Source organism: Streptomyces sp. NPDC048671, assembly GCF_055587045.1.
The window spans coordinates 200,869-224,255 of sequence record NZ_JBVJHB010000008.1 but is presented as its reverse complement, the minus strand read 5'-3'; the positions used below and the strand labels follow the sequence as shown (position 1 = coordinate 224,255).

The 23,387-nt window shown below is 70.0% G+C and carries 20 protein-coding genes; 13 read left to right on the top strand and 7 right to left on the bottom strand.

Going from position 1 to position 23,387, the window contains the following annotated elements; genetic code table 11:
• The first annotated feature begins 7 nt into the window (after positions 1–7).
• The 4 genes from ACZ6S6_RS17970 (at position 8) to ACZ6S6_RS17955 (ending at position 6,025) form a co-directional block, all read left to right on the top strand.
• Positions 8–2,827, top strand: a complete 2,820-nt coding sequence (locus ACZ6S6_RS17970) for a lantibiotic dehydratase (protein WP_469706179.1) — start codon at positions 8–10, stop codon at positions 2,825–2,827.
• The gene (locus ACZ6S6_RS17965) at positions 2,824–4,068 is read left to right on the top strand and encodes a lanthionine synthetase C family protein (RefSeq protein WP_469706178.1); all 1,245 of its coding nucleotides are present in this window, start codon (positions 2,824–2,826) and stop codon (positions 4,066–4,068) included. Before ACZ6S6_RS17970 ends, ACZ6S6_RS17965 begins: the two co-directional genes overlap by 4 nt.
• A gap of 18 nt (positions 4,069–4,086) precedes the next feature.
• Positions 4,087–4,917 (top strand): thiopeptide-type bacteriocin biosynthesis protein, encoded by an 831-nt coding sequence (locus ACZ6S6_RS17960; RefSeq protein WP_469706177.1) that lies wholly within the window; start codon positions 4,087–4,089, stop codon positions 4,915–4,917.
• Positions 4,918–5,068: 151 nt separating this feature from the next.
• Positions 5,069–6,025: a hypothetical protein gene (locus tag ACZ6S6_RS17955; protein ID WP_469706176.1), complete on the top strand. Its 957-nt coding sequence runs from the start codon at positions 5,069–5,071 to the stop codon at positions 6,023–6,025.
• On the opposite strand, the gene ACZ6S6_RS17950 is transcribed toward ACZ6S6_RS17955, so the two are convergent.
• The 3 genes from ACZ6S6_RS17950 to ACZ6S6_RS17940 form a co-directional block, all read right to left on the bottom strand.
• A complete protein-coding gene (locus tag ACZ6S6_RS17950) occupies positions 5,991–6,215 on the bottom strand; it encodes a DUF397 domain-containing protein (RefSeq protein WP_469706175.1) in 225 nt (74 codons plus the stop codon). The genes ACZ6S6_RS17955 and ACZ6S6_RS17950 overlap by 35 nt on opposite strands.
• 67 nt (positions 6,216–6,282) lie before the next feature.
• Positions 6,283–6,465, bottom strand: a complete 183-nt coding sequence (locus tag ACZ6S6_RS17945; RefSeq protein WP_362953354.1) for a DUF397 domain-containing protein — start codon at positions 6,463–6,465, stop codon at positions 6,283–6,285.
• The gene (locus tag ACZ6S6_RS17940; protein ID WP_362953353.1) at positions 6,462–7,352 is read right to left on the bottom strand and encodes a helix-turn-helix domain-containing protein; all 891 of its coding nucleotides are present in this window, start codon (positions 7,350–7,352) and stop codon (positions 6,462–6,464) included. Before ACZ6S6_RS17940 ends, ACZ6S6_RS17945 begins: the two co-directional genes overlap by 4 nt.
• A 226-nt stretch (positions 7,353–7,578) precedes the next feature.
• On the opposite strand from ACZ6S6_RS17940, the gene ACZ6S6_RS17935 reads away from it, so the two are divergent.
• Positions 7,579–8,076, top strand: a complete 498-nt coding sequence (locus ACZ6S6_RS17935) for an ATP-binding protein (protein ID WP_469706174.1) — start codon at positions 7,579–7,581, stop codon at positions 8,074–8,076.
• Here ACZ6S6_RS17935 and ACZ6S6_RS17930 read toward each other — a convergent pair.
• From ACZ6S6_RS17930 to pdhA, 3 genes are read right to left on the bottom strand one after another with little or no spacing between them, the layout of a single operon-like run.
• Positions 8,063–9,544 carry a dihydrolipoamide acetyltransferase family protein gene (locus ACZ6S6_RS17930; RefSeq protein WP_469706173.1) on the bottom strand — a complete coding sequence of 494 codons (1,482 nt, stop codon included), beginning with the start codon at positions 9,542–9,544 and terminating at the stop codon, positions 8,063–8,065. The genes ACZ6S6_RS17935 and ACZ6S6_RS17930 overlap by 14 nt on opposite strands.
• A gap of 10 nt (positions 9,545–9,554) precedes the next feature.
• Positions 9,555–10,535 carry an alpha-ketoacid dehydrogenase subunit beta gene (locus ACZ6S6_RS17925; protein WP_362953350.1) on the bottom strand — a complete coding sequence of 327 codons (981 nt, stop codon included), beginning with the start codon at positions 10,533–10,535 and terminating at the stop codon, positions 9,555–9,557.
• A 2-nt stretch (positions 10,536–10,537) separates the two neighbouring features.
• Positions 10,538–11,701, bottom strand: a complete 1,164-nt coding sequence (pdhA, locus tag ACZ6S6_RS17920; RefSeq protein ID WP_362953349.1) for a pyruvate dehydrogenase (acetyl-transferring) E1 component subunit alpha — start codon at positions 11,699–11,701, stop codon at positions 10,538–10,540.
• Positions 11,702–12,041: 340 nt separating this feature from the next.
• Between pdhA and ACZ6S6_RS17915 the strand changes: the two genes are divergently transcribed.
• From ACZ6S6_RS17915 to ACZ6S6_RS17905, 3 genes are all read left to right on the top strand, one after another.
• A complete protein-coding gene (locus ACZ6S6_RS17915; RefSeq protein ID WP_362953348.1) occupies positions 12,042–12,701 on the top strand; it encodes a response regulator transcription factor in 660 nt (219 codons plus the stop codon).
• Positions 12,702–12,810: 109 nt separating this feature from the next.
• On the top strand, positions 12,811–13,248 hold the full coding sequence (locus ACZ6S6_RS17910) for a pyridoxamine 5'-phosphate oxidase family protein (RefSeq protein WP_362953347.1): 438 nt from the start codon (positions 12,811–12,813) through the stop codon (positions 13,246–13,248).
• Between the two features lie 58 nt (positions 13,249–13,306).
• The gene (locus ACZ6S6_RS17905) at positions 13,307–14,299 is read left to right on the top strand and encodes a phosphotransferase enzyme family protein (protein WP_362953417.1); all 993 of its coding nucleotides are present in this window, start codon (positions 13,307–13,309) and stop codon (positions 14,297–14,299) included.
• A gap of 60 nt (positions 14,300–14,359) precedes the next feature.
• Here the strand turns inward: ACZ6S6_RS17905 and ACZ6S6_RS17900 are convergent, their stop codons facing one another.
• On the bottom strand, positions 14,360–15,994 hold the full coding sequence (locus tag ACZ6S6_RS17900; RefSeq protein WP_469706172.1) for a protein kinase domain-containing protein: 1,635 nt from the start codon (positions 15,992–15,994) through the stop codon (positions 14,360–14,362).
• A gap of 350 nt (positions 15,995–16,344) precedes the next feature.
• On the opposite strand from ACZ6S6_RS17900, the gene ACZ6S6_RS17895 reads away from it, so the two are divergent.
• The 5 genes from ACZ6S6_RS17895 to ACZ6S6_RS17875 all read left to right on the top strand — a co-directional run bounded on the left by ACZ6S6_RS17895 (position 16,345) and on the right by ACZ6S6_RS17875 (position 23,358).
• Entirely contained in the window at positions 16,345–17,997 is a 1,653-nt protein-coding gene (locus ACZ6S6_RS17895; RefSeq protein WP_362953345.1) for a protein kinase domain-containing protein, read from the top strand.
• A 358-nt stretch (positions 17,998–18,355) separates the two neighbouring features.
• Positions 18,356–18,865: a hypothetical protein gene (locus ACZ6S6_RS17890; protein WP_469706171.1), complete on the top strand. Its 510-nt coding sequence runs from the start codon at positions 18,356–18,358 to the stop codon at positions 18,863–18,865.
• 84 nt (positions 18,866–18,949) lie between these two features.
• Positions 18,950–19,567 (top strand): PadR family transcriptional regulator, encoded by a 618-nt coding sequence (locus tag ACZ6S6_RS17885; RefSeq protein ID WP_362953343.1) that lies wholly within the window; start codon positions 18,950–18,952, stop codon positions 19,565–19,567.
• A 165-nt stretch (positions 19,568–19,732) separates the two neighbouring features.
• A complete protein-coding gene (locus ACZ6S6_RS17880; RefSeq protein ID WP_362953342.1) occupies positions 19,733–20,500 on the top strand; it encodes an ABC transporter ATP-binding protein in 768 nt (255 codons plus the stop codon).
• Entirely contained in the window at positions 20,497–23,358 is a 2,862-nt protein-coding gene (locus ACZ6S6_RS17875) for an FtsX-like permease family protein (RefSeq protein WP_469706170.1), read from the top strand. The genes ACZ6S6_RS17880 and ACZ6S6_RS17875 overlap by 4 nt, the downstream gene beginning before the upstream one ends.
• Positions 23,359–23,387: the final 29 nt, after the last annotated feature.

Genomic DNA, 23,387 nt, shown 5'->3' with positions numbered 1-23,387 from the left:
GGTCGGCATGGCCGCAGATCCCGCGTCATGGCGGACGTGGGTGCACCAGGCCTGGCAGCACTCCGGGTTCGCCACTGCCGTTACCGCCGCCAGCCCCGACCTCGCCCGCCAGGTCGAACAGCTCAGTGCCGGCCACCCGCTGTCGGATTCCGCCGTGCGCCGCGCTGCGCTTGCTGTCCTTCGCTACCTGCTGCGTGCCCGCACGCGCGCCACACCATTCGGTCTGTTCGCCGGAGTCACAGCCGCACGAATCGGTGCCGTGGGCGTGCTGCGCACCGGTTCCGCACACCACGTAGCGGCCCGAGCAGACGCCGAGCACAGCGCGACCCTCGTCGACCGCTTCGAGCAGCACCCCGTGCTGCAACCGTATCTAATGCTGCTCACCTCCACACTCATCGTCGAACGTGACGACCATGTGGTGATCGAGCACCGGTCCAGCGGACGGCGCGACCTCGGCCCCGAGCACGTACGGGTACGACTGACCGGGCCCGTGCGCAGAGCACTGGATGGTGCACGCACCTCGATCCGCTGGGGCGACCTCACGGCTAAGCTCGCCACCGACTTCCCCGGCATCCCGGCCGTGACCATCAACGCGCTTCTCGCCGGCTTGGTCCGACAGCAGGTTCTCCTCACCAACCTGCGGCCGGCGATGACGAACAGCGACCCTCTCGCCGGTCTCAACGACCACGCTCACCACCTGCCCCAGCACGAGAGGGCAGAAATTCGTGGAGCGCCCCGGCCTGCGCTCGACCTCCGGCTGGACTGGGACCTGACGCTTCCCGAAGCCGTGGCCCATGAAGCGGCAGCAGCTGCTAGGGCCCTCACCCGGCTCGCCCCCCGTGCTGCGCTGACGGGCTGGACCGAATGGCACGCCCGGTTCCTCGACCGGTACGGGCCGCGTGCGGTCGTCCCTGTCCTGGATGCCGTCGACGCCCTCGGATACCCGCCCGGCTACCTCGGGGCCACGATCAAGTCGACGCCCTCGCCGCTGCCCGACCGGGACGGCCGCCTCATCAAGCTCGCCCAGGTCGCCACCGTGCAGGGCCGCGTCGAGGTCGCGCTCGATGACGCCGAGCTGGAGGATCTGGCCACGAGCGATCCCGGCCACCCCGTCCAGCCCAGCACCGAGTTGACCGTACGTATCGACGCCGAGGACGTATCGGCGCTTCAGCGGGGCGAGTTCATCTTGCACGTCGTGGGAGTGGCGCGGTCGGCCGGAGCGACCACCGGCCGCTTCCTGAACCTGCTCCCCGACGAGGACCGCCGTCGTATGTCCGAGGTGTACGCAAGGCTGCCCGCAGTGCACCGCGGCGCGCTCGTCGCACAGATCAGCGCCACCCCGCTGTCCGCGCGTGCTCAGAACGTCGCACGAGCACCACGGGTGACCGACTCGGTGATCTCGCTGGGCGAGTACCAGAGCCCGGACACCTCTCTCATCCCCGTCACGGACCTGGCCGTCACCGCCGACACCAAGCAGCTCCATCTCGTCTCGCTCTCCCTACGCCGTCCGGTGCACACCCTGATGCTCAACGCCGTGGACCTGGGCCTGCACTCTCATCCGCTCACCCGGTTCCTGGCCGAGGCGCCCGTGGCGCTGGCCGTCCCCTGCACCGGTTTCCTGTGGGGCACCGCCGCGTCGAACCTGCCGTTCCTGCCCGCGTTGCGATACGGCCGCACGATCCTGTCCCCGGCCCGCTGGCGCCTCACCCGCGATCAGTTACCCGCCACGTCAGAGCCATGGGCGCAGTGGGACGCGGCCCTGACCCGGTGGCGCCGCGATGTCCACCTCCCCGAGCGGGTGTACCTGAGCGAGGCGGACCAGAGTCTCTCCCTGGACCTGGCAGAGGGCTCCCACCGCGCGCTCCTGCGCGCTCAGTTGGACCGCGACGGCACGGCGATCCTGCACCCTGCTCCCCGCCCCCAGGACCTGGGCTGGACTGGCGGCCGGGCCCATGAAGCTGTGATCCCGCTGGCCGCCGACCAGAACGGTGCCCCTGTGCGGACCACGGCCCACGTCGTTCCCCACAAGCACGGGCATCTCCCCGGCAGCGGGAACCACCTCTACCTTCAGCTGCACGGCCGCCGCGACCGGCAAGATCCCATCCTGACCAGACACCTCCCGACTCTGCTCGGCGAGCTGGGCGACCCACGCTGCTGGTTCATCCGTTACCCCGACCCTGCCGAACATCTGCGCCTTCGCCTCACCTGCGCGCCCGGCACCCTTGGCACAGCCTTCGAGCACATCGGCGAGTGGACCGAACAGCTTCGCCGCCGCGATCTGATCACCCACACCAGCGTGGAGACGTACCACCCGGAGGCCGCACGGTTCGGCGGTCCCACGGCCCTCGATGCGGCCGAGGCGTACTTCGCCGCCGATTCCGCCGCCGTGCTCGCCCAGCTCACGGCGGCAGGAACGAAGGGTGCACCGGACGCCCGCGCGGTGACCGCCGCGAGCATGGTGGACATCGCCACGGGCCTGCTCGGCGACCGAGCCACGGCGATGCACTGGCTCATCGAGCACACCCGCACCGCACCGGCCCCGCCGCCCCGAGCCGTCTACCGCCAAGCCGTCGACCTTGTGCACACGCACCCCGCGGGCTTGGACAAGCAGACGGCCGCGACCTGGTCCGCGCGGCGGGCAGCCCTGGCCGACTACGCACACGTACTCGCGGAGACGGACGAAGATCCCGGGGCACTGCTGCCTGACCTGCTGCACCTGCATCACGTACGGATGTGCGGGCCCGGACTGCCGGAAGAGATCACGCACCTGCACCTGGCCAGGGCCGCCGCTCTGAGCTGGACGGCACGAGCAAGGAGGACACCGTGACCACGACAGCCCACGCCCCCGTCGCGCTGTCGGCCGCCGGCAAGCTGGCCGACGCATTGGCCGACCCGACCGCCGTGTGGCCGGGCGGTCGGCCCAGCGGCGGCCGGGCCTGGCCCCAGTCGCTCGCAGGAGGCGCTTCGGGCATCGCCCTGCTGCACATCGAACGGGCCCGCACGGGACACGGTGACTGGGGCACCGCACACGCCTGGCTGGCTGCGGCCGTGGAGGGAGCGATCAGTGCAGCATCCAACGCGAACCTGTACTTCGGCGCCCCCGCCCTGGCATTCATCACGCACCGCGCGGCGAGCGCGTCAAGCCGCTACCTGCGGCTCCTGGCCCGGCTGGATGCGGCCGCCCTGGCCGTCACCCGCAGCCGTCTCACCACCGCCCACCAACGTATCGACCGGGGTGAACGCCCTCCAATGGAGGAGTTCGACCTGATCCAGGGACTCTCCGGGCTCGGCGCCTACCACCTCAGCCGCCACCCTCACCACGAGATCACCCGCCACACCCTCGCCTACCTGGTGCGGCTGACCGATCCCCTGCCTGAACCGGCCGGGCTGCCGCCCTGGTGGATGAACGTCGCCCCCACCGGCGCACCCCATCCCGACTATCCCGGCGGCCACGGCAACTTCGGGCTCGCCCACGGCATCGGCGCCACCCTGGCCGTGCTCTCGAAGGCCCTGCTCCACGGGGTGGCCGTGCCAGGCATGACCGACGCTGTCGAACGGATCTGTACCTGGACCGACCGCTGGCGACAAGGCGACGACGCCCAACCCTGGTGGCCCGGTCAGATCACCGAGCAGCAAGCAGCCGACCGCGGCGTCCACTCCGCTCTTCGCCCGCGCCCCTCCTGGTGCTACGGCGTCAGCGGCACCGCCCGTGCCCAACAACTGGCCGGACTCGCCCTGGGAGAGACGGTCCGGGTGCAGGCCGCTGAGCGGGCGATTCTCGCCGCGCTGCGCGATCCCGTACAACAGGGTCAACTGCCTGAGATCGGGCTGTGCCACGGGATGGCCGGACTGCTTCATGCCGCGTGGCGGATGGGAACCGACACGGACAATTCCGAGATCACCGCCGAGTTGCCCTGTCTGGCCGATCGGTTGATCCGCTCACTCGATGGTGTGCCGCACGATCCGGAACTCCTCGACGGAACCGCCGGCGCAGCGCTGGCTCTGCACACCCTCGGCACGGGCCAGGCTCCGGCCCCGTACTGGGACACCTTCCTCGCCCTGGCGTGACCACCCGGAGGAACCCTCATGAGCACACCTCACTGGTGCCAGGCCAACGTCTCCTTCCCCAACTGGGAGCAAGCCGAGGCCACGGCGCTGTCCCGCATCGCCCCGCTCCTGCGGATGGCGGTGAACGACGGCGCACTCAGCACATGGTTCATCATCCGCAAGCGCCCCTGCTGGCGCATCCGCTATCAGAGCACCGCAGGTGGTCGAGACCGCTTCGGTGCAGTTCTCGACGGCCTGACTGCTGAGGGGCACATCAAGAGCTGGACAGAGATTGTCTACGAGCCGGAGCGCCACGCCTTCGGCGGTGATGACGCCATGGTCTCCGCCCACCACTTCTTTCACCGCGACACCCTCGGCCTCATCGGGTTCCTGGGGAGCGACGCCGCCCGCCATCGCCGAGAGACCTCCCTCATGCTGTGCGGGCTCATGATGCGCTCCGCCCGACTGGACTGGTACGAGCAAGGTGACGTCTGGGCCCGCGTCGCCGCACACCGCCCGCAGCCTCCCCAGGCCGCCTCACCCCACAGTGGACAGTTCCACGACGCCGTACACCGGCTGCTGCGTGTCGACCCGCAGTACGCGATGCAGCCGGACGGACCGCTGGCCCATGCAGCTGAGTGGGCCCGTGCCTACGTCGAGGTCGGCAGCGACCTGGTCGTCCTCAACGAGTCCGGACGCCTCCACCGGGGGCTACGGGACGTGCTGGCTCATCACGTGTTCTTCGCCTGGAATCGGCTCGGCCTGCCCTACGCCACGCAGGCAACCCTCACGGCCGCCGCGAGAACCGTGATCTTCGGCCAGGACCCAGCCGCCGAGAGGAGCACCGCAGACCATGTGGAGACTTCCTGATGCCCTCGCGAGTCGCTTCCCGCTCGTGGCCCGTCCACGTCCTTCGTGTCTTCCACTGACCCAGCGCGTCCAGAACCTGTCCACCCTGGCCAACTCCGCGGCAGCTCACAGCGACCTCAGCAAGGCGTCCACCGTCTGCAACCAAGCCGCCTTGATCGCCTCCGACATCGGCGACACGGACGCGGCCCGCACCTGGTGCCGACAGCACGCCGCCGTCTATCTGGACGCCGCCCCTCTCAAAGCCGCCGACGCGATCAGGGCCCTGGAGCCCGTCGTCAACCTCGTCCGACTTCAACTCCGGACCGGCAACGCAGACGCGGGGCATCAACAGCTCGAATGCCTCTTCAACGCCGTCGCTGCTGACCAGTCCGCGCACATCGACGGAGTGACCGTTCCTCCAAGCCTCGTGTGCACGGCACAAGACCGCCGCGAAGTCGCCACCTGGCTGTGGGCCGTCCTACTGGCCGACGGGACCCGCGCCCTGACCAGTGCCGGCCGCTGGGGCGAAGCGCTGTCGCACATTCAACGCCATCGCGGTCTTGGTCGCCGAATGCTCGACGGACGTCAAGTAGCGCTGATCGCCGAACTGTTGAGCTCGGACACAGCACACGCCAACCACCTGCTGACCCACACCGAACCGGGCGACGTCTGGGAAGCCGCTGTCACGGACTGCCTGACGCTCCTCTGCCTCCGCAGCAGTGACCTGGAATGGCGGCGCCCCCTGCACAACCTCGTCGATACCTACCTCGCACTGCCTGACCGTGAGGGCCTGACAGCCTTCCGATCTCGGCTTGGGCTGGTCGTGCTGGATCTGGTGAGCTCGCCAGAGGACTCCGCTGCCAGGCAAGTCGTGACCGACCTTTGCCGCCGCGCCGCGAGGACCGAGGACGGCTACGCCGCACGCGATGCGCTCTCACACCCGTTGACCCGCGAGCTGGCCACAGACGGCGAAATGAAGGAATGCCTTCGGCTTCTCAGCTCCTGCGCACTCCGAAGCGGAGAGCTTCCCGCCCAGGAAAGGGCCCAGCTCACCGGAGCCGTGCGCCAATGCCATCGAACAATCCACGCACGGCTCAGGCAGGCGACGGCATCGGAAACCCTCTGCTGATTTTCGCGTGGATGCGCGCCTGCAAGGCCTCCTGGAAAACGTCCCACGCAGCGGGGGCCAGGAGAAGAACGGGACCGTCCAGCCGCTTGGAGTCACGGACGGCGACGGCGTGGGCAATGTTGCGGGCGACCTCGACGCACTCGCCGTTGCCACTGCTGTAGCTGGATTTGACGAACCCGAATGCCTTCACTTACTACTCCTTTCCCCAATGCAGCACCAGTCAACACCCGAGCAGGTGCGGTCAGAACGCCTGTGTCCTACGGCTGCCGCCCCAAGGCCTCCTGGAAGGCGTCCCACGCAGCGGGCGCCAGGAGGAGGACGGGACCGTCCAGCCGCTTGGAGTCACGGACGGCGACGGTGTGGGGGACGTTACGGGCGACCTCGACGCACTCGCGCTCCGCAGTGCTGTAGCTGGACTTGGCAAACTGAAAGGTTGTCATTCCTTCAATCCCTTAGCGATGCCATGCATGAACTCAATCGAATCGTGAGGTGACAGGCTCATCTTCATCAAGTAGTTGAACATCACGACGAATGCTGCACTCTCCTCCGCATTCTCGACCCAGATCGTCGACCGGGGAGCGTCCATGTGCACGACGTCCACAGCCTCGTTCTCCCCGAAAGACAGGACGGCGAAGGGGCCGCCGATCCCCGAGTTTGCTCCCACTCGGAAGGGCAGAACCTGAATATGGACGTTGGGCCGTTCAGCAAGCTGACACAGGTGCGTCAACTGGCGCCCCATGACCGTGGGTCCGCCCACCATCTGGCGAAGTGCAGCCTCCCATATCACCGCATGGATGGGCAGTGGGGCCTCTCCATAGAGCCGCTGCTGGCGCTTGGCACGCCCCGTGACCACGTCTTCGATCCGGTCGAGATCCTCCCCTGACATGCTGGCTACGCCCAACGCGCGGGTGTACTCCGCTGTCTGAAACAGTCCCGGGACAAGGGCCATTTGCCACTGCCTGATCCTGATCGCGGCGTCTTCCATAGCGATGTAGTCCACCTGCGTGGCAAGGGTGGGTGTGTCATTCCACCAACCCTTGACCTTACGTCGGTCTCGGTCCGTCTTCGCAAGGTCCAGCAAGCCTGCCAGGACCTTGTCGTCCGCCATTCCGTACAACTGGCACAGCGCCCGGATGTCCGGATCACGGACCGGCACCAAGCCGCTCTCCATCTTGACGACCTTGGTTGCGGTCGCGCTGAGGTACACGGCCGCCTGCTGTTGAGTCATGCCAGCGGCCAGGCGCAGCCCTTGCAGCTCACCGCCCAAGCGGCGACCAAGCACAGTCGAGGCTTGCTTGCCGCGCGTACCGCTTCCTGATTTCTGCATGTAGCCCTCCCGCTGGTCGTGCCCAGTGTGCCAGCAACCGCACTGCCGGCAGGCTTGGTTAGCTCGTTTGAGGAATATATTCCTGACGCACTTGAGCGTGAGAACTTTTCATCGCTACTGTCGGACTCCTGCCGCTCACCCAGCGGCACCGCCCGGCGGAAGTGCACCGCCCTGCCCTGCTCAGGGTCGGCATCGCCACCGCCCCCTCACCGAGAGGCACGCGTCCATGACCGCAGCCCAGGAGAAGGCCCCCACCACCCCCGAGCCCGTCCTCCAGGAGGACCGTCTCGATTACACCCCCACCGCCCGCAGTGTCAGTTACAGCCGACGTCGAGCCGTGCGACTCGTCACCGAGTGGGGGTATCCCAACCGCGTCGGGGAAGTCGCGTTGCTGGTCAGTGAGTTGGCGACCAACGCCTTGCTCCACGGCTCCGTGCGGGGGCGGCTCTTCCGCGTTCACCTCGTCCTCACCGCCACCACCCTCCGCATCGAGGTCAGCGACCCGCGCGGCGAGCGGTTGCCGGCGGTGCGCGAAGCGCAGGACGACGACTGCTACGGGCGCGGGCTGCTGATCGTCGCCCGGGTCGCTGATCGCTGGGGCGTCGAGCCGCGCACCGTGGGCAAGACCGTGTTCGCCGAACTGGCCCTGCGGCAGGGGCCGGACATGCCGATGGGCCCGCGCGAACTCCGCGCGGGCCCATCGCACACACCTACGCCCAGGTGATCAGGCGCTTCGGCTGTTCCAGGATCGCGGCGACGTCCGCCAGCACCTTGGAGCCGAGCTCGCCGTCGACCAGGCGGTGGTCGAAGGAGAGCGCCAGGGTGGTGACCTGGCGGGGCTTCACCTTGCCCTTGTGGACCCACGGCTGGAGCTTGATCGCGCCGACCGCGAGGATCGCGGACTCGCCCGGGTTGAGGATCGGCGTACCCGTGTCGACGCCGAAGACGCCGACGTTGGTGATGGTCACCGTGCCGCCCGCCATCGCCGCCGGGGACGTCTTGCCCTCGCGGGCCGTGGAGACCAGTTCGCCCAGGGAGGCGGCCAGTTGCGGGAGTGTCTGCTCGTGCGCGTCCTTGATGTTCGGCACGATCAGTCCGCGCGGGGTCGCGGCAGCGATGCCCAGGTTCACGTAGTGCTTCTGCACGATCTCCTGGTTCGCCTCGTCCCAGGCGGCGTTGACCTCGGGGTGCCGCTTGATCGCGACCAGGAGCGCCTTGGCGATGATCAGGAGCGGGTTGACCCGCACCCCGGCCATCTCCTTGTCCTCCTTGAGCTCCGCGACCAGCTTCATCGTGCGCGTCACGTCGACCGTCACGAACTCGGTCACGTGCGGCGCGGTGAACGCGCTGCCGACCATCGCCTGCGCGATGGCCTTCCGTACGCCCTTGACGGGGATACGTGTCTCCCGCGCACCCATCGAGGCGACCACGGCCGGCGCCGAGACGGGGGCCGGGGACGGGACCTCGGTCCGCACGGGCTCCGGGGCCGGAACCTGCTCCGGCGTCGTCGCCGCGTGCACGTCCTCGCGGGTGATGACGCCGCCCTCGCCGGTCGGGACGACCGTCGCCAGGTCGATGCCCAGGTCCTTCGCCAGCTTCCGTACCGGAGGCTTCGCGAGCGGCCGGGTCTCGGGTACGGCGGCGGTGCCCTGCCCGTTCATCTCGCCCTGGATCGCGGCGGACGCGGCGGCGGGGGCCGCCTCGGCGCCCTTGCGGGCGCGCCGCTTCGTGGAGGACTCGGCCACGCCGTAGCCGACCAGCACGGGCGTACGGCCCTTCGGCGCCTCGGCCTCCGGCTCGGCGGCGGGCGCGGGGGCCGGCTCAGCCGAAGCCGAATCCGAGGCCGAATCCGAGGCCGAAGCCGAAGCCGAAGCCGGAGCCGAAGCCGGAACCGAAGCCGGAGCCTCGTCACCGCTGCCCGGCGCCACGTCCACCACGATGATCACCTGGCCGACATCGACGGTCGTGCCCTCGCCGAAGCGCAGCTCGTGCACCACCCCGTCGAACGGGATCGGCAGCTCGACGGCCGCCTTCGCCGTCTCGACCTCGCAGACGACCTGGCCGTCGGTGACGGTGTCGCCCGGCTTGACGAACCACTTGAGGATCTCGGCCTCGGTCAGTCCCTCGCCCACGTCGGGCATCTTGAACTCACGGAAGCGAGCAGCGTTGGAAGTGTCGGTCATCGTTGTCACGCCCCAGTCCTCAGTACGCCAGCGAGCGGTCGACGGCGTCGAGCACACGGTCGAGACCCGGCAGGTACTCGTCCTCGAGCCGGGCCGGCGGGTACGGGACGTGGTAGCCGCCGACCCTCAGCACGGGTGCTTCCAGGTGGTAGAAGCAGCGCTCCGTGATGCGAGCGGCGATCTCCGCGCCCGAGCCGTAGAACACCGGCGCCTCGTGCACCACGACCAGCCGGCGGGTCTTCTCGACCGACGTCTGGATGGCGTCGAAGTCGATCGGGGACATCGAGCGCAGGTCCACGACCTCGATCGACTTGCCCTCCTCCTGGGCGGCCGCGGCGGCCTCCAGGCAGACCTTCACCATCGGGCCGTACGCGACCAGCGTGAGGTCCGTGCCGGGGCGGGCGACGGAGGCGTGGTGCAGCCCGCCGGGGATGGACTCGGTGTCGAGCTCACCCTTGTCCCAGTAGCGGCGCTTCGGCTCGAAGAAGATGATCGGGTCGTCGCTCTGCACGGCCTGCTGCATCATCCAGTAGGCGTCCGACGCGTTGGAAGGCGAGACCACCTTCAGGCCCGCGACGTGCGCGAAGAGCGCCTCGGGCGACTCGCTGTGGTGCTCCACCGCGCCGATGCCGCCGCCGTACGGGATCCGCACGACGACCGGCAGCTTGATCTTGCCGAGCGAGCGGGCGTGCATCTTCGCGAGCTGCGTGACGATCTGGTCGTACGCGGGGAAGACGAAGCCGTCGAACTGGATCTCCACGACCGGCCGGTAGCCGCGCAGGGCCAGGCCGATCGCCGTACCGACGATGCCGGACTCCGCGAGCGGGGTGTCGATGACCCGGCCCTCGCCGAAGTCCTTCTGGAGGCCGTCGGTGATCCGGAAGACCCCGCCCAGCTTTCCGACGTCCTCACCCATGATGAGGACCTTGGGGTCGGTGTCGAGGGCCTTGCGCAGCGACTCGTTGAGCGCCTTCGCGATGGACATCTTCTGCATGGCCATGGCTACTTGCCCTCCTCGGCGAACGATGCCTGGTAGGCGGCGAACTGGGCGCGCTCCTCGTCCACGAGCGCGCTCCCGTCGGCGTAGGCGTGGTCGAAGATCGCCAGCCGGTCCGGGTCGGGCATGGCCCGCACCGCTTCCCGCACCCGCTTGCCGAGGGCTTCGCTCTCCTCGTCGAGGCCGGTGAAGAACGCCTCGTCGGCGGCGCCCTGCTTCTCCAGATACGTGCGCAGGCGCAGGATCGGGTCCTTGGCCTCCCAGGAGGCGCGCTCCTCGTCGGCCCGGTACTTCGTCGGGTCGTCGGAGGTGGTGTGCGCGCCCATCCGGTAGGTGAACGCCTCCACGAGGGTGGGGCCCTCGCCGCGGCGGGCGCGCTCCAGGGCGGAACGGGTGACGGCCAGGCAGGCCAGTACGTCGTTGCCGTCGACGCGGACGCCGGGGAAGCCGAAGCCCTGGGCGCGCTGGTAGAGCGGCACCCGGGTCTGCCTCTCGGTCGGCTCGGAGATCGCCCACTGGTTGTTCTGGCAGAAGAACACGACCGGGGCGTTGTAGACCGCGGAGAACGTGAACGCCTCGGCGACATCGCCCTGGCTGGAGGCACCGTCACCGAAGTACGCGATCACGGCCGAGTCCGCGCCGTCCTTGGCGACGCCCATGGCGTAGCCGGTGGCGTGCAGGGTCTGCGAGCCGATGACGATCGTGTACAGGTGGAAGTTGTTGGTGTTCGGGTCCCAGCCGCCGTGGTTCACACCGCGGAACATCCCGAGCAGATTGGTCGGGTCGACGCCGCGGCACCAGGCCACACCGTGTTCGCGGTAGGTCGGGAAGACGTAGTCGTCGTCCCGCAGGGCCCGGCCTGAGCCGATCTGCGCGGCCTCCTGGCCCAGCAGCGAGGCCCACAGGCCCAGCTCGCCCTGACGCTGGAGGGCGGTGGCCTCGGCGTCGAAACGGCGGGTCAGGACCATGTCCCGGTACAGGCCGCGCAGCTCCTGCGCGGTCAGGTCGATCGAATAGTCCGGGTGCTCGACGCGCTCGCCCTCGGGCGTCAGCAGCTGTACGAGCTCGGGTCCGGAACTCTGTGGCGTCTTCGCGGACGTCTTCGCGGCGCTGGTCCGCTTGCTGCTGCGTCGCGGTTTACGCGCGGCAGCAGTGCTCTCCACGGTCACGTGCGTGCTCCTCCGTCGGTCCGGTCCCCGGGGTCTGCCGGGAGACCAGTGCGGCTCGCCTGTGTCCGTACCCGTGCACGGGGTGGGTGCCGCTCGGTCCGGGAACAGGCGTGACAGGTGCCCCGGCGAGCGCCCTGTTATAAGGCACGTTACCCAGTGCCTCGCGTAACTGCGAAACCCTATCTGACCTGCGATTTTGCTTGGATATCCAAGTAAATCGAGGAATTCGGGAACTCTCGCTGGTCACAGCACTGGTAACAGCCTTGCAGGCAGCCGGAACAACGGCACGTTATCCCGCCGGACAGCGGCAGGGAAGAGGTGAGTGTGTGAGACTGCGTTTGTGAGCAAAGAAGGAAAAATCACGGTTTTTCTGCTGGATGACCATGAAGTCGTCCGCCGCGGAGTCCATGAGCTGCTCTCGGTGGAAGACGATATCGAGGTGGTCGGCGAGGCCGGTACGGCCGAGGACGCTCTGGTCCGTATCCCCGCGACCCGGCCCGATGTGGCCGTCCTGGACGTACGGCTGCCGGACGGCAGCGGGGTGGAGGTCTGCCGGGAGATCCGGTCGCGGGACGAGTCCATCAACTGTCTGATGCTGACCTCGTACGCCGATGACGAGGCACTGTTCGACGCGATCATGGCGGGCGCCTCCGGATACGTGCTCAAGGCGATCCGGGGCAACGAGCTGCTGAACGCCGTACGGGACGTGGCGGCCGGAAAGTCGCTGCTCGACCCGGTGGCCACCGCGCGGGTGCTGGAGCGGCTGCGCGACGGCAAGAAGGGCCGCGGCGACGACAAGCTCGCGGGCCTCACGGATCAGGAACGCAAGATCCTGGATCTGATCGGTGAGGGGCTGACGAACCGGGTGATCGGGGAACGGCTGCATCTCGCCGAGAAGACGATCAAGAATTACGTCTCCAGCCTGCTCTCCAAACTCGGCATGGAGCGCCGCTCGCAGGCCGCCGCCTATGTGGCGCGGCTCCAGGCCGAAAAGCGCTGAATCCGCACAGAAGGGGCCGCGGTCCCGGGCAGACTCGGGACTTTGGTCCCCCGGCGCCCGGGGCCGCGGCCTCTTATTCCGCGCCCCTCGGTAACGGACAGTGGAGGTCATGTCCACCGAGGAAGAACTCCACGCAATCGACCTGCTCGGCCGGGTCCCATACGGCCGGCTGGCGACGAGCATGAGGGCCCTTCCGTTCCTCACGGTGGCCCGCCACGTCGTGATCGACGGCCGGGTCGTCCTGCGGATGCACAGCGGCCTCGGGTACCACGACGCGTGCAACGGCACGGTCGTCGCGTACGGGGCGGACAACTTCAACGCGGCCACCTCGGCGGGCAGCCGCGACCTGTGGTCCGTGCAGTTCACCGGGCCCGCGGAGACCGTCGAGCCGCCCCGCGTCCAGCGGGAACTGTTCGGCCCCACCCCCGTCAAGGTGAACGGGGAGCCCTTCACCCCGGCCTTCCTCCGGCTCGACCCGCACTTCGTCAGCGTGCACACTCTGGACTTCCACGCAACTCGTCAGGGTGTGCAACACAGCGTGATCTAACATCTGGCGAGTGCCGCGCTCATCTGTAACCCTCCCGCCTGTCCCCCCGGTCGGCGAGGTGCTCCGCCGCTACCCGCACACAGGTGAACCGCTCACCTGCAAACCCCTGGACCAAGGCCTGCTCAACCACGGATACCGGGTCTCCACCACCCGCGGTTCCTACTTTCTCAAGCACCACCTGGACGACTCCACCGGCGACCGCGCCACGATCGTCCGCCAGCACCGTGCCACCCAGCGGCTCCAGTCACTCGGTGTGCCTGTCGCCCCGCCCATCGAGGACAACGAGGGTGGCACCGTCACCGAGATCGGCGGCCGCTGCTACGCCCTGCACCCCTGGGTCGACGGGCTGCACCGGGCAGGCGCCCAGCTCACTGTCGCCCAGTCGGTGCGGCTCGGGGCGCTCCTCGGAGCCGTACACACCGGTCTTGAGCAGGTGATGGAGGCCGGCGCGGGGGCCGCGGGCAGACCCACCGGCCATGCGAGCCCGGACCCCGCCGACACCTTCGCGCTGATCGACGAGCTGCTGGCCGCTGCGCGCGGCCGGCGGCCCCGGGACTCCTTCGACGAACTGGCCGAGCACCGGCTCCTGGAGCGGCGCACCCTGCTGGACCAGCACGCGGGCCGCCGGCCGCCCACGCCCGGGGTTCCGGCGACCGGCTGGGTGCACGGCGACTTCCACCCGCTGAACGTGCTCTACCGGGGCGCTGACCCGGTGGCGATCCTCGACTGGGACCGTCTCGGCGTGCAGCCGCGGGCGGAGGAGGCGGTACGGGCCGCGGCGATCTTCTTCGTCCAGCCGGCCGGTGAGCTGGAGCTGGCGAAGGTGCGGGCGTACGCGCGCGCCTACCGGCGGGCGGCCGGGGCCGGGGCCGCCGAACTGGCCGCCGCGGTGCACCGGGTGTGGTGGGAGCGGCTCAACGACTTCTGGATACTGCGCTGGCGCTACTGCCTGAACGACCGAAGGGCCGACCCGCAGTTCCCTGCGGTGTCGGCCCTGGCGGTGTGGTGGACCCGTGAGTACGACGCGGTGTGCGAGGCCTTCACGGGGTGAGGGTGGGTGGTTACGGGTGCGGGTGACGGTTCACTGGGTGACGGTTCACTGGGTGACGGTTCACTGGGTGGTGCCCACCGTCCCCGCGGCGGTGCCGGTGCTGGCGCCCTCCGCGGTGCCCGGCTCGCCACCGCCCGCTCCGCCGGTCGGCGTCGTGCCGCTCGTGTCGCCGTTGGCGCCGCCGTCGGTCGTCGTGCCGCCCGTGTCGGTGCTCGAACCGCCGTCCGTTGTCGTGCCGCCCGAGTCGGTGCTCGAACCGCCGTCCGTCGCGGTGCCCGGGGCCGTGTCCGTCGGGCTGGGCGTGGGGGGCTCCTCCGACTCGGTCGGTGTGGTCGACGGGCTGTACGAGCGCCTCGGCGGCGTCTCCTGCTGATTGCCGGTGGAGTTCCCGGGCAGCTGGGTGTCCTCGGTCTGCTCCTCGGTCGGCGAGGGCGAACTCTTCGTCGGGGAGGGCGAGCTGGACGTCGACGTCGGCTTGTCCTTCGGCTTCTCGTCGCCGCTGTTCGCCGCGTTGACCGCGATGGCGACGCCGGCGCCGATCGCGATCAGTGCCAGCACGATGAACAGCCACAGCTTGCCGCGGCCGCTGCCGCCCTGCCGGCTGCTGCCGCCGCCGCCGTCGTAGCCGCCGTCGTCCGGGTTCATCGGCGGCAGGATCGGGCCCTGCGAGGTGTCCCCGTACTGCGGATGACCCATCGCACGGGTGGCGCCGGTCATCCCCTGGGGCGGGGTGGCACCGCCCTCGTGCATCGCGACCGGGCCGGTGTTCCACGTACCGGTGTGGCCGCCCTGGACCTGGAGCATCTGCAGGCTGTACTGGACGAGCCCGCGCATCTCCTCGGCGCTCTGGAACCGGTCGTCCGGGTCCTTCGCGAGCGAGCGCATGACAAGCCCGTCCAGCTCCGCGGGCACCACGTCGGAGACCTCCGACGGCGGGACCGGAATGTCCTGAACGTGCTGGTACACCACGGAGAGCGGCGTCTCACCCGTGAACGGGGGCCGCAGCGCGAGGAGTTCGTACAGCAGACAGCCGGTGGCGTACAGGTCGGAGCGGTGGTCGACGGCCTTGCCCAGCGCCTGCTCGGGGGAGAGGTACTGCGGCGTCCCCATGACCATGCCGGTCTGGGTCATCGTCGACTGCGCGCCGTGCAGCGCACGGGCGATGCCGAAGTCCATCACCTTGACCGCGCCGGAGTGCGTGATGATCACGTTGGCGGGCTTGATGTCCCGGTGCACGATCCCGTGCTGGTGCGAGTAGGCGAGCGCCTCAAGCACCCCGGAGACGATGATCAGCGCCTGCTCCGGAGGCGGAGGCTCGGCGTTGAGCAGCAGGTCACGGATGGTGTGACCCTCGACGATCTCCATCACGATGTACGGGACGGTCTGCCCGGCCACGGTGTCCTCGCCGGAGTCGTACACCGCCACGACCGCATGGTGGTTGAGCCCCGCGACCGACTGGGCCTCACGCGTGAACCGGGCCTTGGAGACCGGGTCCTCCGCGAGATCGGAGCGCAGCAGCTTCACCGCGACCGTACGTCCGAGCCGGACGTCCTCGGCCGCGAACACCTCGGCCATACCGCCCCGGCCGAGCCGGTGGGTCAGCCGGTAACGCCCGTCGCCGACAACACCGCCGATGCCCCAGGAGTCGGTGCCATCCGGAACTCCGCCGCCGTTTGCTTCGGGTTCGGGTGCCATCAGTCCTCGCCGTCGTTTCTGTCCGCGCGTCCGCGGGTTCTCACGGTGCCTTGGATCCTTCGGTTCGGATCATGCCGAGTTCGGCCCGGTCCGGGCGGAAGGCCCTTGCTGCATTGCCACGTCACGCTACAGCCTTCGTCGGACACACCGATTTCGAGAGGGACCGGTCATCCAACCGGCTGGCGAGCCGCGCGCGCAAATTACATGCGGTTCCTGTAACGCTTCCGAGACGCTTCTTGTGCGTAGGGTCACGGAACGGGCACCCGGCTTGACGTGTCCGACCCCTCGGGCAGACTTGGCGCGTAATACGGATCTTCGCGTGAGTCGCGCGCCCGAGGGGGAAGCAAGTCATGAGCCAGGACGGCGCACAAGGGGCCCAGGGTCGCTACGCGGGCGGTTCGGTCGCCGGCGGCCGCTACCAGCTGCGTGACCTGCTCGGCGAGGGCGGGATGGCGTCCGTATATCTGGCGTACGACTCCGCGCTCGACCGGCAGGTCGCCATCAAGACCCTTCACACGGAACTCGGGCGCGAGCAGTCCTTCCGCGAGCGGTTCCGGCGCGAGGCCCAGGCGGTCGCGAAGCTCCAGCACACCAACATCGTCTCCGTCTTCGACACCGGCGAGGACGAGCTCGGTGGCGCGCTGATGCCGTACATCGTCATGGAGTACGTGGAGGGGCAGCCGCTCGGCTCCGTGCTCCAGTCGGACATCAGCGCTTACGGTGCGATGCCCGCCGACAAGGCGCTCAAGGTGACGGCCGATGTGCTGGCCGCCCTGGACACGAGCCACGAAATGGGCCTGGTCCACCGCGACATCAAGCCGGGCAACGTCATGGTGACCAAGCGCGGCATCGTGAAGGTCATGGACTTCGGCATCGCCCGCGCCATGCAGTCCGGCGTCACGTCGATGACCCAGACCGGCATGGTCGTCGGCACCCCGCAGTACCTCTCCCCCGAACAGGCCCTGGGCCGCGGGGTCGACGCGCGCTCCGACCTGTACTCGGTCGGCATCATGCTGTTCCAGCTGCTGACCGGCCGCATCCCGTTCGACGCCGACTCGCCCCTCGCCATCGCGTACGCGCATGTGCAGGAGGAGCCGGTCGCGCCGTCCACCATCAACCGGTCGATCACCCCCGCGATGGACGCGCTCGTCGCCCGTGCGCTGAAGAAGAACCCGAACGAGCGCTTCCCGAGCGCCTCGGCCATGCAGGACGAGATCACCAGGGTGCTGGGCGCGAGCGGCCAGGCGGGCGCCCCGGTGATCGTCAGTGGCAGCGGTGCACCGGCGAACAGCGGCTCCGGCGTCGGTTCGGCGGTCTTCCCGCCGGTCGACCAGTCCGCCCCCGCTCCGCAGAACGTGCAGATGCCGTACCAGCCCGGCCCGTACCAGTCGCAGCAGCAGCCCGGCCCCTACGGTCCGCCGACGCCGACGCCGGCCCCGTCGTACGGCTACCCCCAGTCGGCCCCGGCCTACCAGAGCCAGGCGCCGATGTCGCCGATGTCGCCGATGCAGCAGCAGACCCCGCCGCCGTACTCGGTGTCGCCGCAGCAGACGTCCAACTCCTCGGGCGGCGGTTCCAAGCGAAACGTTCCGGTGATCGTGGGCTCGATCGTGGTGGCGCTGATCGCGATCGGCGGCCTGATCACGGTGCTCTCGATGAAGGGCGACCCGGGCAAGGGCGACGACGCCTCGTCGAGCGAGTCCCCGGCCGGTGAGCACCGAGGTCCGGAGCGGAACCGGACGATGGACACCGACAAGTGCACGGACGCCATGGAGAACTCCGACGACCCGAACAAGGTCGATGCCCCGAGGTTCATCTACAAGGACATCCTTTCGGCGCGGGCGTGCGCGGACGCGGCGGGCTGGACCATCAAGATCATCGAGGAGCCGGGTAACGCGTACGCCGAGGACCAGGTCGTCAACCAGTTCCCGACGTCCGGAACTGCCATCTCGAAGGTCGGAGCACACTTCGAGCTGAAGGTTTCCACCGGCGATCCGGCCTGATCCAAACGAAAGACCCTAGTTTCAGTCTGCGTCAGCCGGCGCGACGAGGCCCGCGCTCCGGTAGCGGAGGCCCGCGCTCCGGTAGCGAACGCACATCTCCCGAGAAACCCGAGATGCCGGACGTACCGTCACATGTGACGCTGACCACATGGCTTCAGGACACCTCCCCTCGCGGCCCTCAAGGTGCGTGGCCTGCCTCGTGCTGACGGCAGCCGCGACCCTGGGGGCCGTTACGGGCGGCGAGGCGGCCGCGGGACCGCGTACGGCGGCGAGCGCGGAGTCTTCCGCGACCGCGCCCGGCCCGCCCGGCTCCCCTTACGGTCCCCCTTCCGGCCTCCCGTCCGACTCTCCCTCCGGCGTGACGCCGTCCGCCACCCCCACCGTGCCGCCGTCGGCCGGTACCTCCACGACGCACGGCTCCGGCGCGTCCGCCGGCCCCTCGGCCGCGCCCGCACCGCCCGCGCCCCTGCCGTCCGTACCCCCGGGCTCCCCGCCCGATGCCACCGGATCGCCCTCGCCGAGCGACGGATCGCCGGTGCCGGGGGACGAGCAGTCGCCGCTGGCCGGGCTGCTCGCCGGGGAGGGGCGGCAGCGCCCCGGGCGGCAGCTGACGCCCGAGGAGATCGCTCGGGCGGACGAGGACGCCGGAGCGGACGAGGACGCGGAGGAGCCCGCCGCGACGGACTCCGCCGCGGTGCCGGCCGCCACCCCTGACGCGAGCACATCGCCCGAGGCCGGCCGGCCCGCGCGGCAGGCCCTCGACGGACCCGCCGCACGACAGGCCCAGGACATGTCACTCGGCGTGGGAATCTCCCTGGTCGGGCTGGGTATCGGCTTCCTCGCGCTGCGTATGCGCCGCACCGACTGATCACCGCGCCCGGACCGGCCCAGCCCTTCCGCACCAGGTCGCGGAGACTTGCACTCGGCAACATACTCGGTATACATACTCAGTATGTCGATCCGCCACGGGCTACTCGCCCTCCTGGAACGGGGGCCGCGCTACGGCTCCCAGCTCCGCACCGAATTCGAGTCCCGCACCGGCTCCACCTGGCCCCTCAACGTCGGGCAGGTGTACACGACGCTGAGCAGACTGGAGCGCGACGGCCTGGTCGCCCAGGACGGCGAGGACGACCAGGGGCACTCCCTGTACTCGATCAGCGACGAGGGGCGCACCGAGTTGCGCACCTGGTTCGAGACCCCCGTCGACCGCAGCAGTCCGCCCCGCGACGAGCTGGCCATCAAGCTCGCCATGGCCGTGGGCGCCCCCGGCGTGGACATCCGGGCCGTCATCCAGTCCCAGCGCCACCACACCGTGAAGGCGATGCAGGACTACACGCGCCTCAAGGCCCAGGCCCTCACCGACGTGCCCGCCAACCGCGACGAGGTCGCCTGGCTGCTCGTACTGGAACAGCTGATCTTCCAGGCCGAGGCGGAGGCCCGCTGGCTGGACCACTGCGAGTCCCGGCTGGTCCGTCTCGCCGAGGCCGCCGCCACGGAGCCGGAGACCACCACGACCACGCCCGGCCCCGCCCGTACCGCACGTACCGCACGGGCCCGCGCACGCCGCTGAACCGTGGCCCGGCGGTCCCGGCGGCCTCAGTGGCCTCAGCGGCCCCACACCGCTGAGGCACGGCCCCGGCCGCTCGCCCGTCCGCCCGTCCGTCCGTCCGCCGGGCACCGCGACACCGCGACACCGCACCGACCACAGAAACGCTCCTAGGGGGAACAACCCGTCATGTCACCGCACGCCCCGTCCCCAGCCGCCCCACCCCTGCCGGTGGATGCACCGGTGCTCGAACTCCGCTCGCTCACCCGCACGCACGGCACGGGCATCGCCGAGGTGCACGCCCTGCGCGGCATCAACCTGTCGGTTCACGCCGGTGAGCTCGTCGCCGTGATGGGCCCTTCCGGCTCGGGCAAGTCCACCCTGCTGACGATCGCCGGCGGCCTCGACACCGCGACCTCGGGCCAGGTCGTCATCGAGGGCCAGGACATCTCCGCGCTCGGCCGCAAGGGCGTGGCCGCGCTGCGCCGCCGCAGCGTCGGCTACGTCTTCCAGGACTACAACCTGATCCCCGCCCTGACCGCCGCCGAGAACATCGCCCTGCCGCGCGAGCTCGACGGCGTCCCGGTGCGCAAGGCACGCAAGGAGGCCCGTGCCGCGCTGGAGGAGATGAACCTCCTGGAGATCGGGGACCGCTTCCCGGACGAGATGTCAGGCGGCCAGCAGCAGCGCGTCGCGATAGCCCGCGCGCTGGTGGGGGACCGGCGCCTGGTGCTCGCCGACGAACCGACCGGGGCGCTCGACTCCGAGACCGGCGAGGCCGTCCTCGCGCTGCTGCGCAACCGCTGTGACCAGGGCGCGGCCGGTGTGATGGTGACGCACGAACCGCGTTACGCCGCCTGGGCGGACCGGGTCGTCTTCCTGCGGGACGGCTCGATCGTCGACCAGACGCTGAGCGTCGGAGCGGATTCGCTGCTCGCCGCCGGGGGCACCGAGTGAGCGTTTTCACGGGGTGGCGCGCCGCCCTCCGGATAGCCCGGCGCGACGCCCTGCGCGCCAAGGGCCGCAGCGCGCTGGTGGTCGCGATGATCGCCGTACCCGTACTCGGGGTCACCGCGCTCGACGTGACGTACCGCAGTGTGGAGCCCACCACCGCCGAGAAGCTGACGGCTCAGACGGGCTCGGCCGACGCGCTGTTCAGCGACCCGCAGGCCGGTCCCCTGGACCAGTCGGTCGCCGGGGACAACTACAGCCCCCTCAGCGACACCGCTCCGTCGCCCGAGGACGTCCCCGCACTCGACCTGCGGACCACGTTCCCCAAGGGTGCGCGCGGCATCAGCATCCAGTCCGTGCCCGCGAGCGTCACCACCGGGTACGGCGTCGCGAACGCGGACATCTTCGAGTTCCGGACCTCGGACCCAATGGCGCGCGGCAAGCTGGACCTCGTCGACGGATCGTTCCCCAAGGGCGCCGGCGACATGGTCGCCACCAAGCCGTTCCTGAAGTCGGCCGGACTGCACGTCGGTTCACACATCACCGTGCGCGGACCGGAGCAGAAGTACACCATCACCGGCGCGGTCGAGCAGCCGGACAACCTGGCGGCCAAGGCCCTGTACGCCGACCCGGGCGCGGTCATCGCCCCGTGGAAGGCCACGGCCGCCCGCGACAAGAAGGTGCTGCCGCCGAACGCCGACGACCTGACCTGGCTGGTGAAGGCGGACAACGGAAAGGGCGTCAGCTGGCCGGAGGTGATGGCGGCCAACAAGATGGGCGCCCTCGTCGTCTCCCGTCAGGTCGTCCTCGACCCGCCGCCGGACTCCGAGGTCCCGCTGATCCGGAAGCGGGGCACCAACAACTACCCGTCCGAGAACTCCGGTGAGCTGAGTGCCGCCCTCATCACGGTCGTCGCCATGGCGGTCCTGGAGGTCGTACTGCTCGCCGGACCGGCCTTCGCCGTCGGTGCGCGCCGCTCGCGCCGTCAGCTCGGCCTCGTCGGCACCTGCGGCGGGGACCGGCGCCATGTACGGGCCGTGGTGCTCTCCGGCGGGCTGGTGCTCGGCGGCGCCGGAGCCGTGGTGGGGGTGGGTGCCGGGCTGGCGCTGACAGCGGTGTTCCGGCCGCTGATCGAGGACCGGGCCGGACACCGCTTCGGCTCGCTCGCCCTGAATCCGAAGGAACTGCTGGCCATCGCCGTGATCGGGATGGTCACCGGGGTGCTGGCGGCGTTGGCCCCGGCGATCGTGGCGGGCCGTCAGTCCGTACTGGAGTCGCTCACCGGGCACCGCGGGGTCCGTCGCGGCTCCCGGGTGCTGCCGATCGTGGGCGCCTGCGTCCTGGGCCTCGGCATCGCGATCGCCGTCCTGGGCGGCACCACCGGCAACTCCACCTGGGTCGCCGCCGGCTCGGTGATCGCCGAGCTGGGGCTCCTCTGCTGCATCCCGGTGATCGTCGGGCTGCTCGGCCGGCTCGGCCGCGCACTGCCGCTCTCGCCGCGGATGGCGCTGCGCGACGCGGCCCGCAACCGCGGGAGGACCGCTCCGGCGGTCGCGGCGGTCATGGCCGCGGTCGCGGGCTCGGTGGCCATCGCCACGTACATGTCCAGCCAGGCGGCCCAGGGCGAGTACGACTACACGCCGATGCTCAGCTCGAAAGCCGTCGTGCTGTACACCACGCACGAAAACGGCGACAACGCGCCCGAGCAGCTCCCGCTGGCACAGGCGGCCGTGGAACGGAACATGAAGCCCACGGGCGGACCGGCCGGGATCTCCCGGGTCTGGGCGGGCAGTGACTGCGACACCTACTACGACGACGAGGACAGCTGCGGCAAGCTGTCCCTGGTCAAGCCCACCGGCAAGGAGCACACCTGCCCGCTCAACAGCAAGGGTGCCAAGGAGCTCGCCCTACGGTTGAGCGACGAGGAGCACCGCACCATGATGCACTCCCCCCGGTGCGTGGACGAGCGCTACACCATCAACACCTTCAGCGCCGGCGAGAGCAACATCGTCGTGGGCGACGCGTCGCTGCTGAGGACGTATGTGAGGCTCGACGACCCGGCCGCCGCCAAGGCGCTGGAGGCGGGCATCCCCGTGCTGCTCAACCGGGCGTACGCGAAGGACGGCCAGGTCACGGTCAAGGCGGTCCACCAGTACAGCGACAAGGACAAGAAGAACCGCGCCCTGCATCCGGGACCGGCCAGGACGACGACGGACCGGATGAAGGTGTACGTCGCGGACGCGAAGTACGCCGAGACCCCCGGAATCCGCATGATCATGCCGGAGAAGACCGCCCAGCGGCTCGGTCTGCACACCTCGCTGTACGGCACCGCGTACGCCGTCTCCCGCCCTCCTACGGACGCCGAGCAGCAGCGGACCCAGGCCGCGATCGAGCAGGCCGGTGGGAACGCCTACGTGCAGTCCGGAACCGAACCCGGCGACCGCGAGGACATCATGCTGCTGGTGCTGACGCTGTTCGCCGGGGTGGTGACCGTGGGTGCGGCGGCGATCACGACCGGGCTCTCCAAGGCCGACGCGGAGGCCGACCTCACCACGCTCAGCGCGGTGGGCGCGCCCCCGAGGGTGCGGCGGACCCTTTCCGGGTTCCAGTGCCTGGTGGTGGCGCTCACCGGGGTGCTGCTCGGCACGGCCGCGGGGTTGCTGCCCGCGGTGGCGCTGCGCCTGATCGACCTGCGCAGCGCGCTGAAGGAGATGCGGCTGGATCCCATGCAGTCCGCGTACACCCCGATCGTGGTGCCCTGGGCGACCATCGGACTGCTGACCGTGGTCGTCCCGCTGCTGGCCGGGGTGCTGGCGGCGGTGTTCACCCGCTCCCGGCCGACGCTGTCACGGCGGGCCGGATGACCGGGCGGGAGGTTCCGGCAGCGGGCTGA

Coding starts and splice junctions, on each gene's coding strand:
- ACZ6S6_RS17900 (WP_469706172.1), bottom strand. CDS start 15,994: ATGGCACCCGAACCCGAAGCAAACGGCGGCGGAGTTCCGGATGGCACC.
- ACZ6S6_RS17935 (WP_469706174.1), top strand. CDS start 7,579: ATGACCGCAGCCCAGGAGAAGGCCCCCACCACCCCCGAGCCCGTCCTC.
- ACZ6S6_RS17940 (WP_362953353.1), bottom strand. CDS start 7,352: ATGCAGAAATCAGGAAGCGGTACGCGCGGCAAGCAAGCCTCGACTGTG.
- ACZ6S6_RS17945 (WP_362953354.1), bottom strand. CDS start 6,465: ATGACAACCTTTCAGTTTGCCAAGTCCAGCTACAGCACTGCGGAGCGC.
- ACZ6S6_RS17960 (WP_469706177.1), top strand. CDS start 4,087: ATGAGCACACCTCACTGGTGCCAGGCCAACGTCTCCTTCCCCAACTGG.
- ACZ6S6_RS17880 (WP_362953342.1), top strand. CDS start 19,733: ATGTCACCGCACGCCCCGTCCCCAGCCGCCCCACCCCTGCCGGTGGAT.
- ACZ6S6_RS17970 (WP_469706179.1), top strand. CDS start 8: ATGGCCGCAGATCCCGCGTCATGGCGGACGTGGGTGCACCAGGCCTGG.
- ACZ6S6_RS17895 (WP_362953345.1), top strand. CDS start 16,345: ATGAGCCAGGACGGCGCACAAGGGGCCCAGGGTCGCTACGCGGGCGGT.
- ACZ6S6_RS17910 (WP_362953347.1), top strand. CDS start 12,811: ATGTCCACCGAGGAAGAACTCCACGCAATCGACCTGCTCGGCCGGGTC.
- ACZ6S6_RS17925 (WP_362953350.1), bottom strand. CDS start 10,535: ATGGCCATGCAGAAGATGTCCATCGCGAAGGCGCTCAACGAGTCGCTG.
- ACZ6S6_RS17885 (WP_362953343.1), top strand. CDS start 18,950: ATGTCGATCCGCCACGGGCTACTCGCCCTCCTGGAACGGGGGCCGCGC.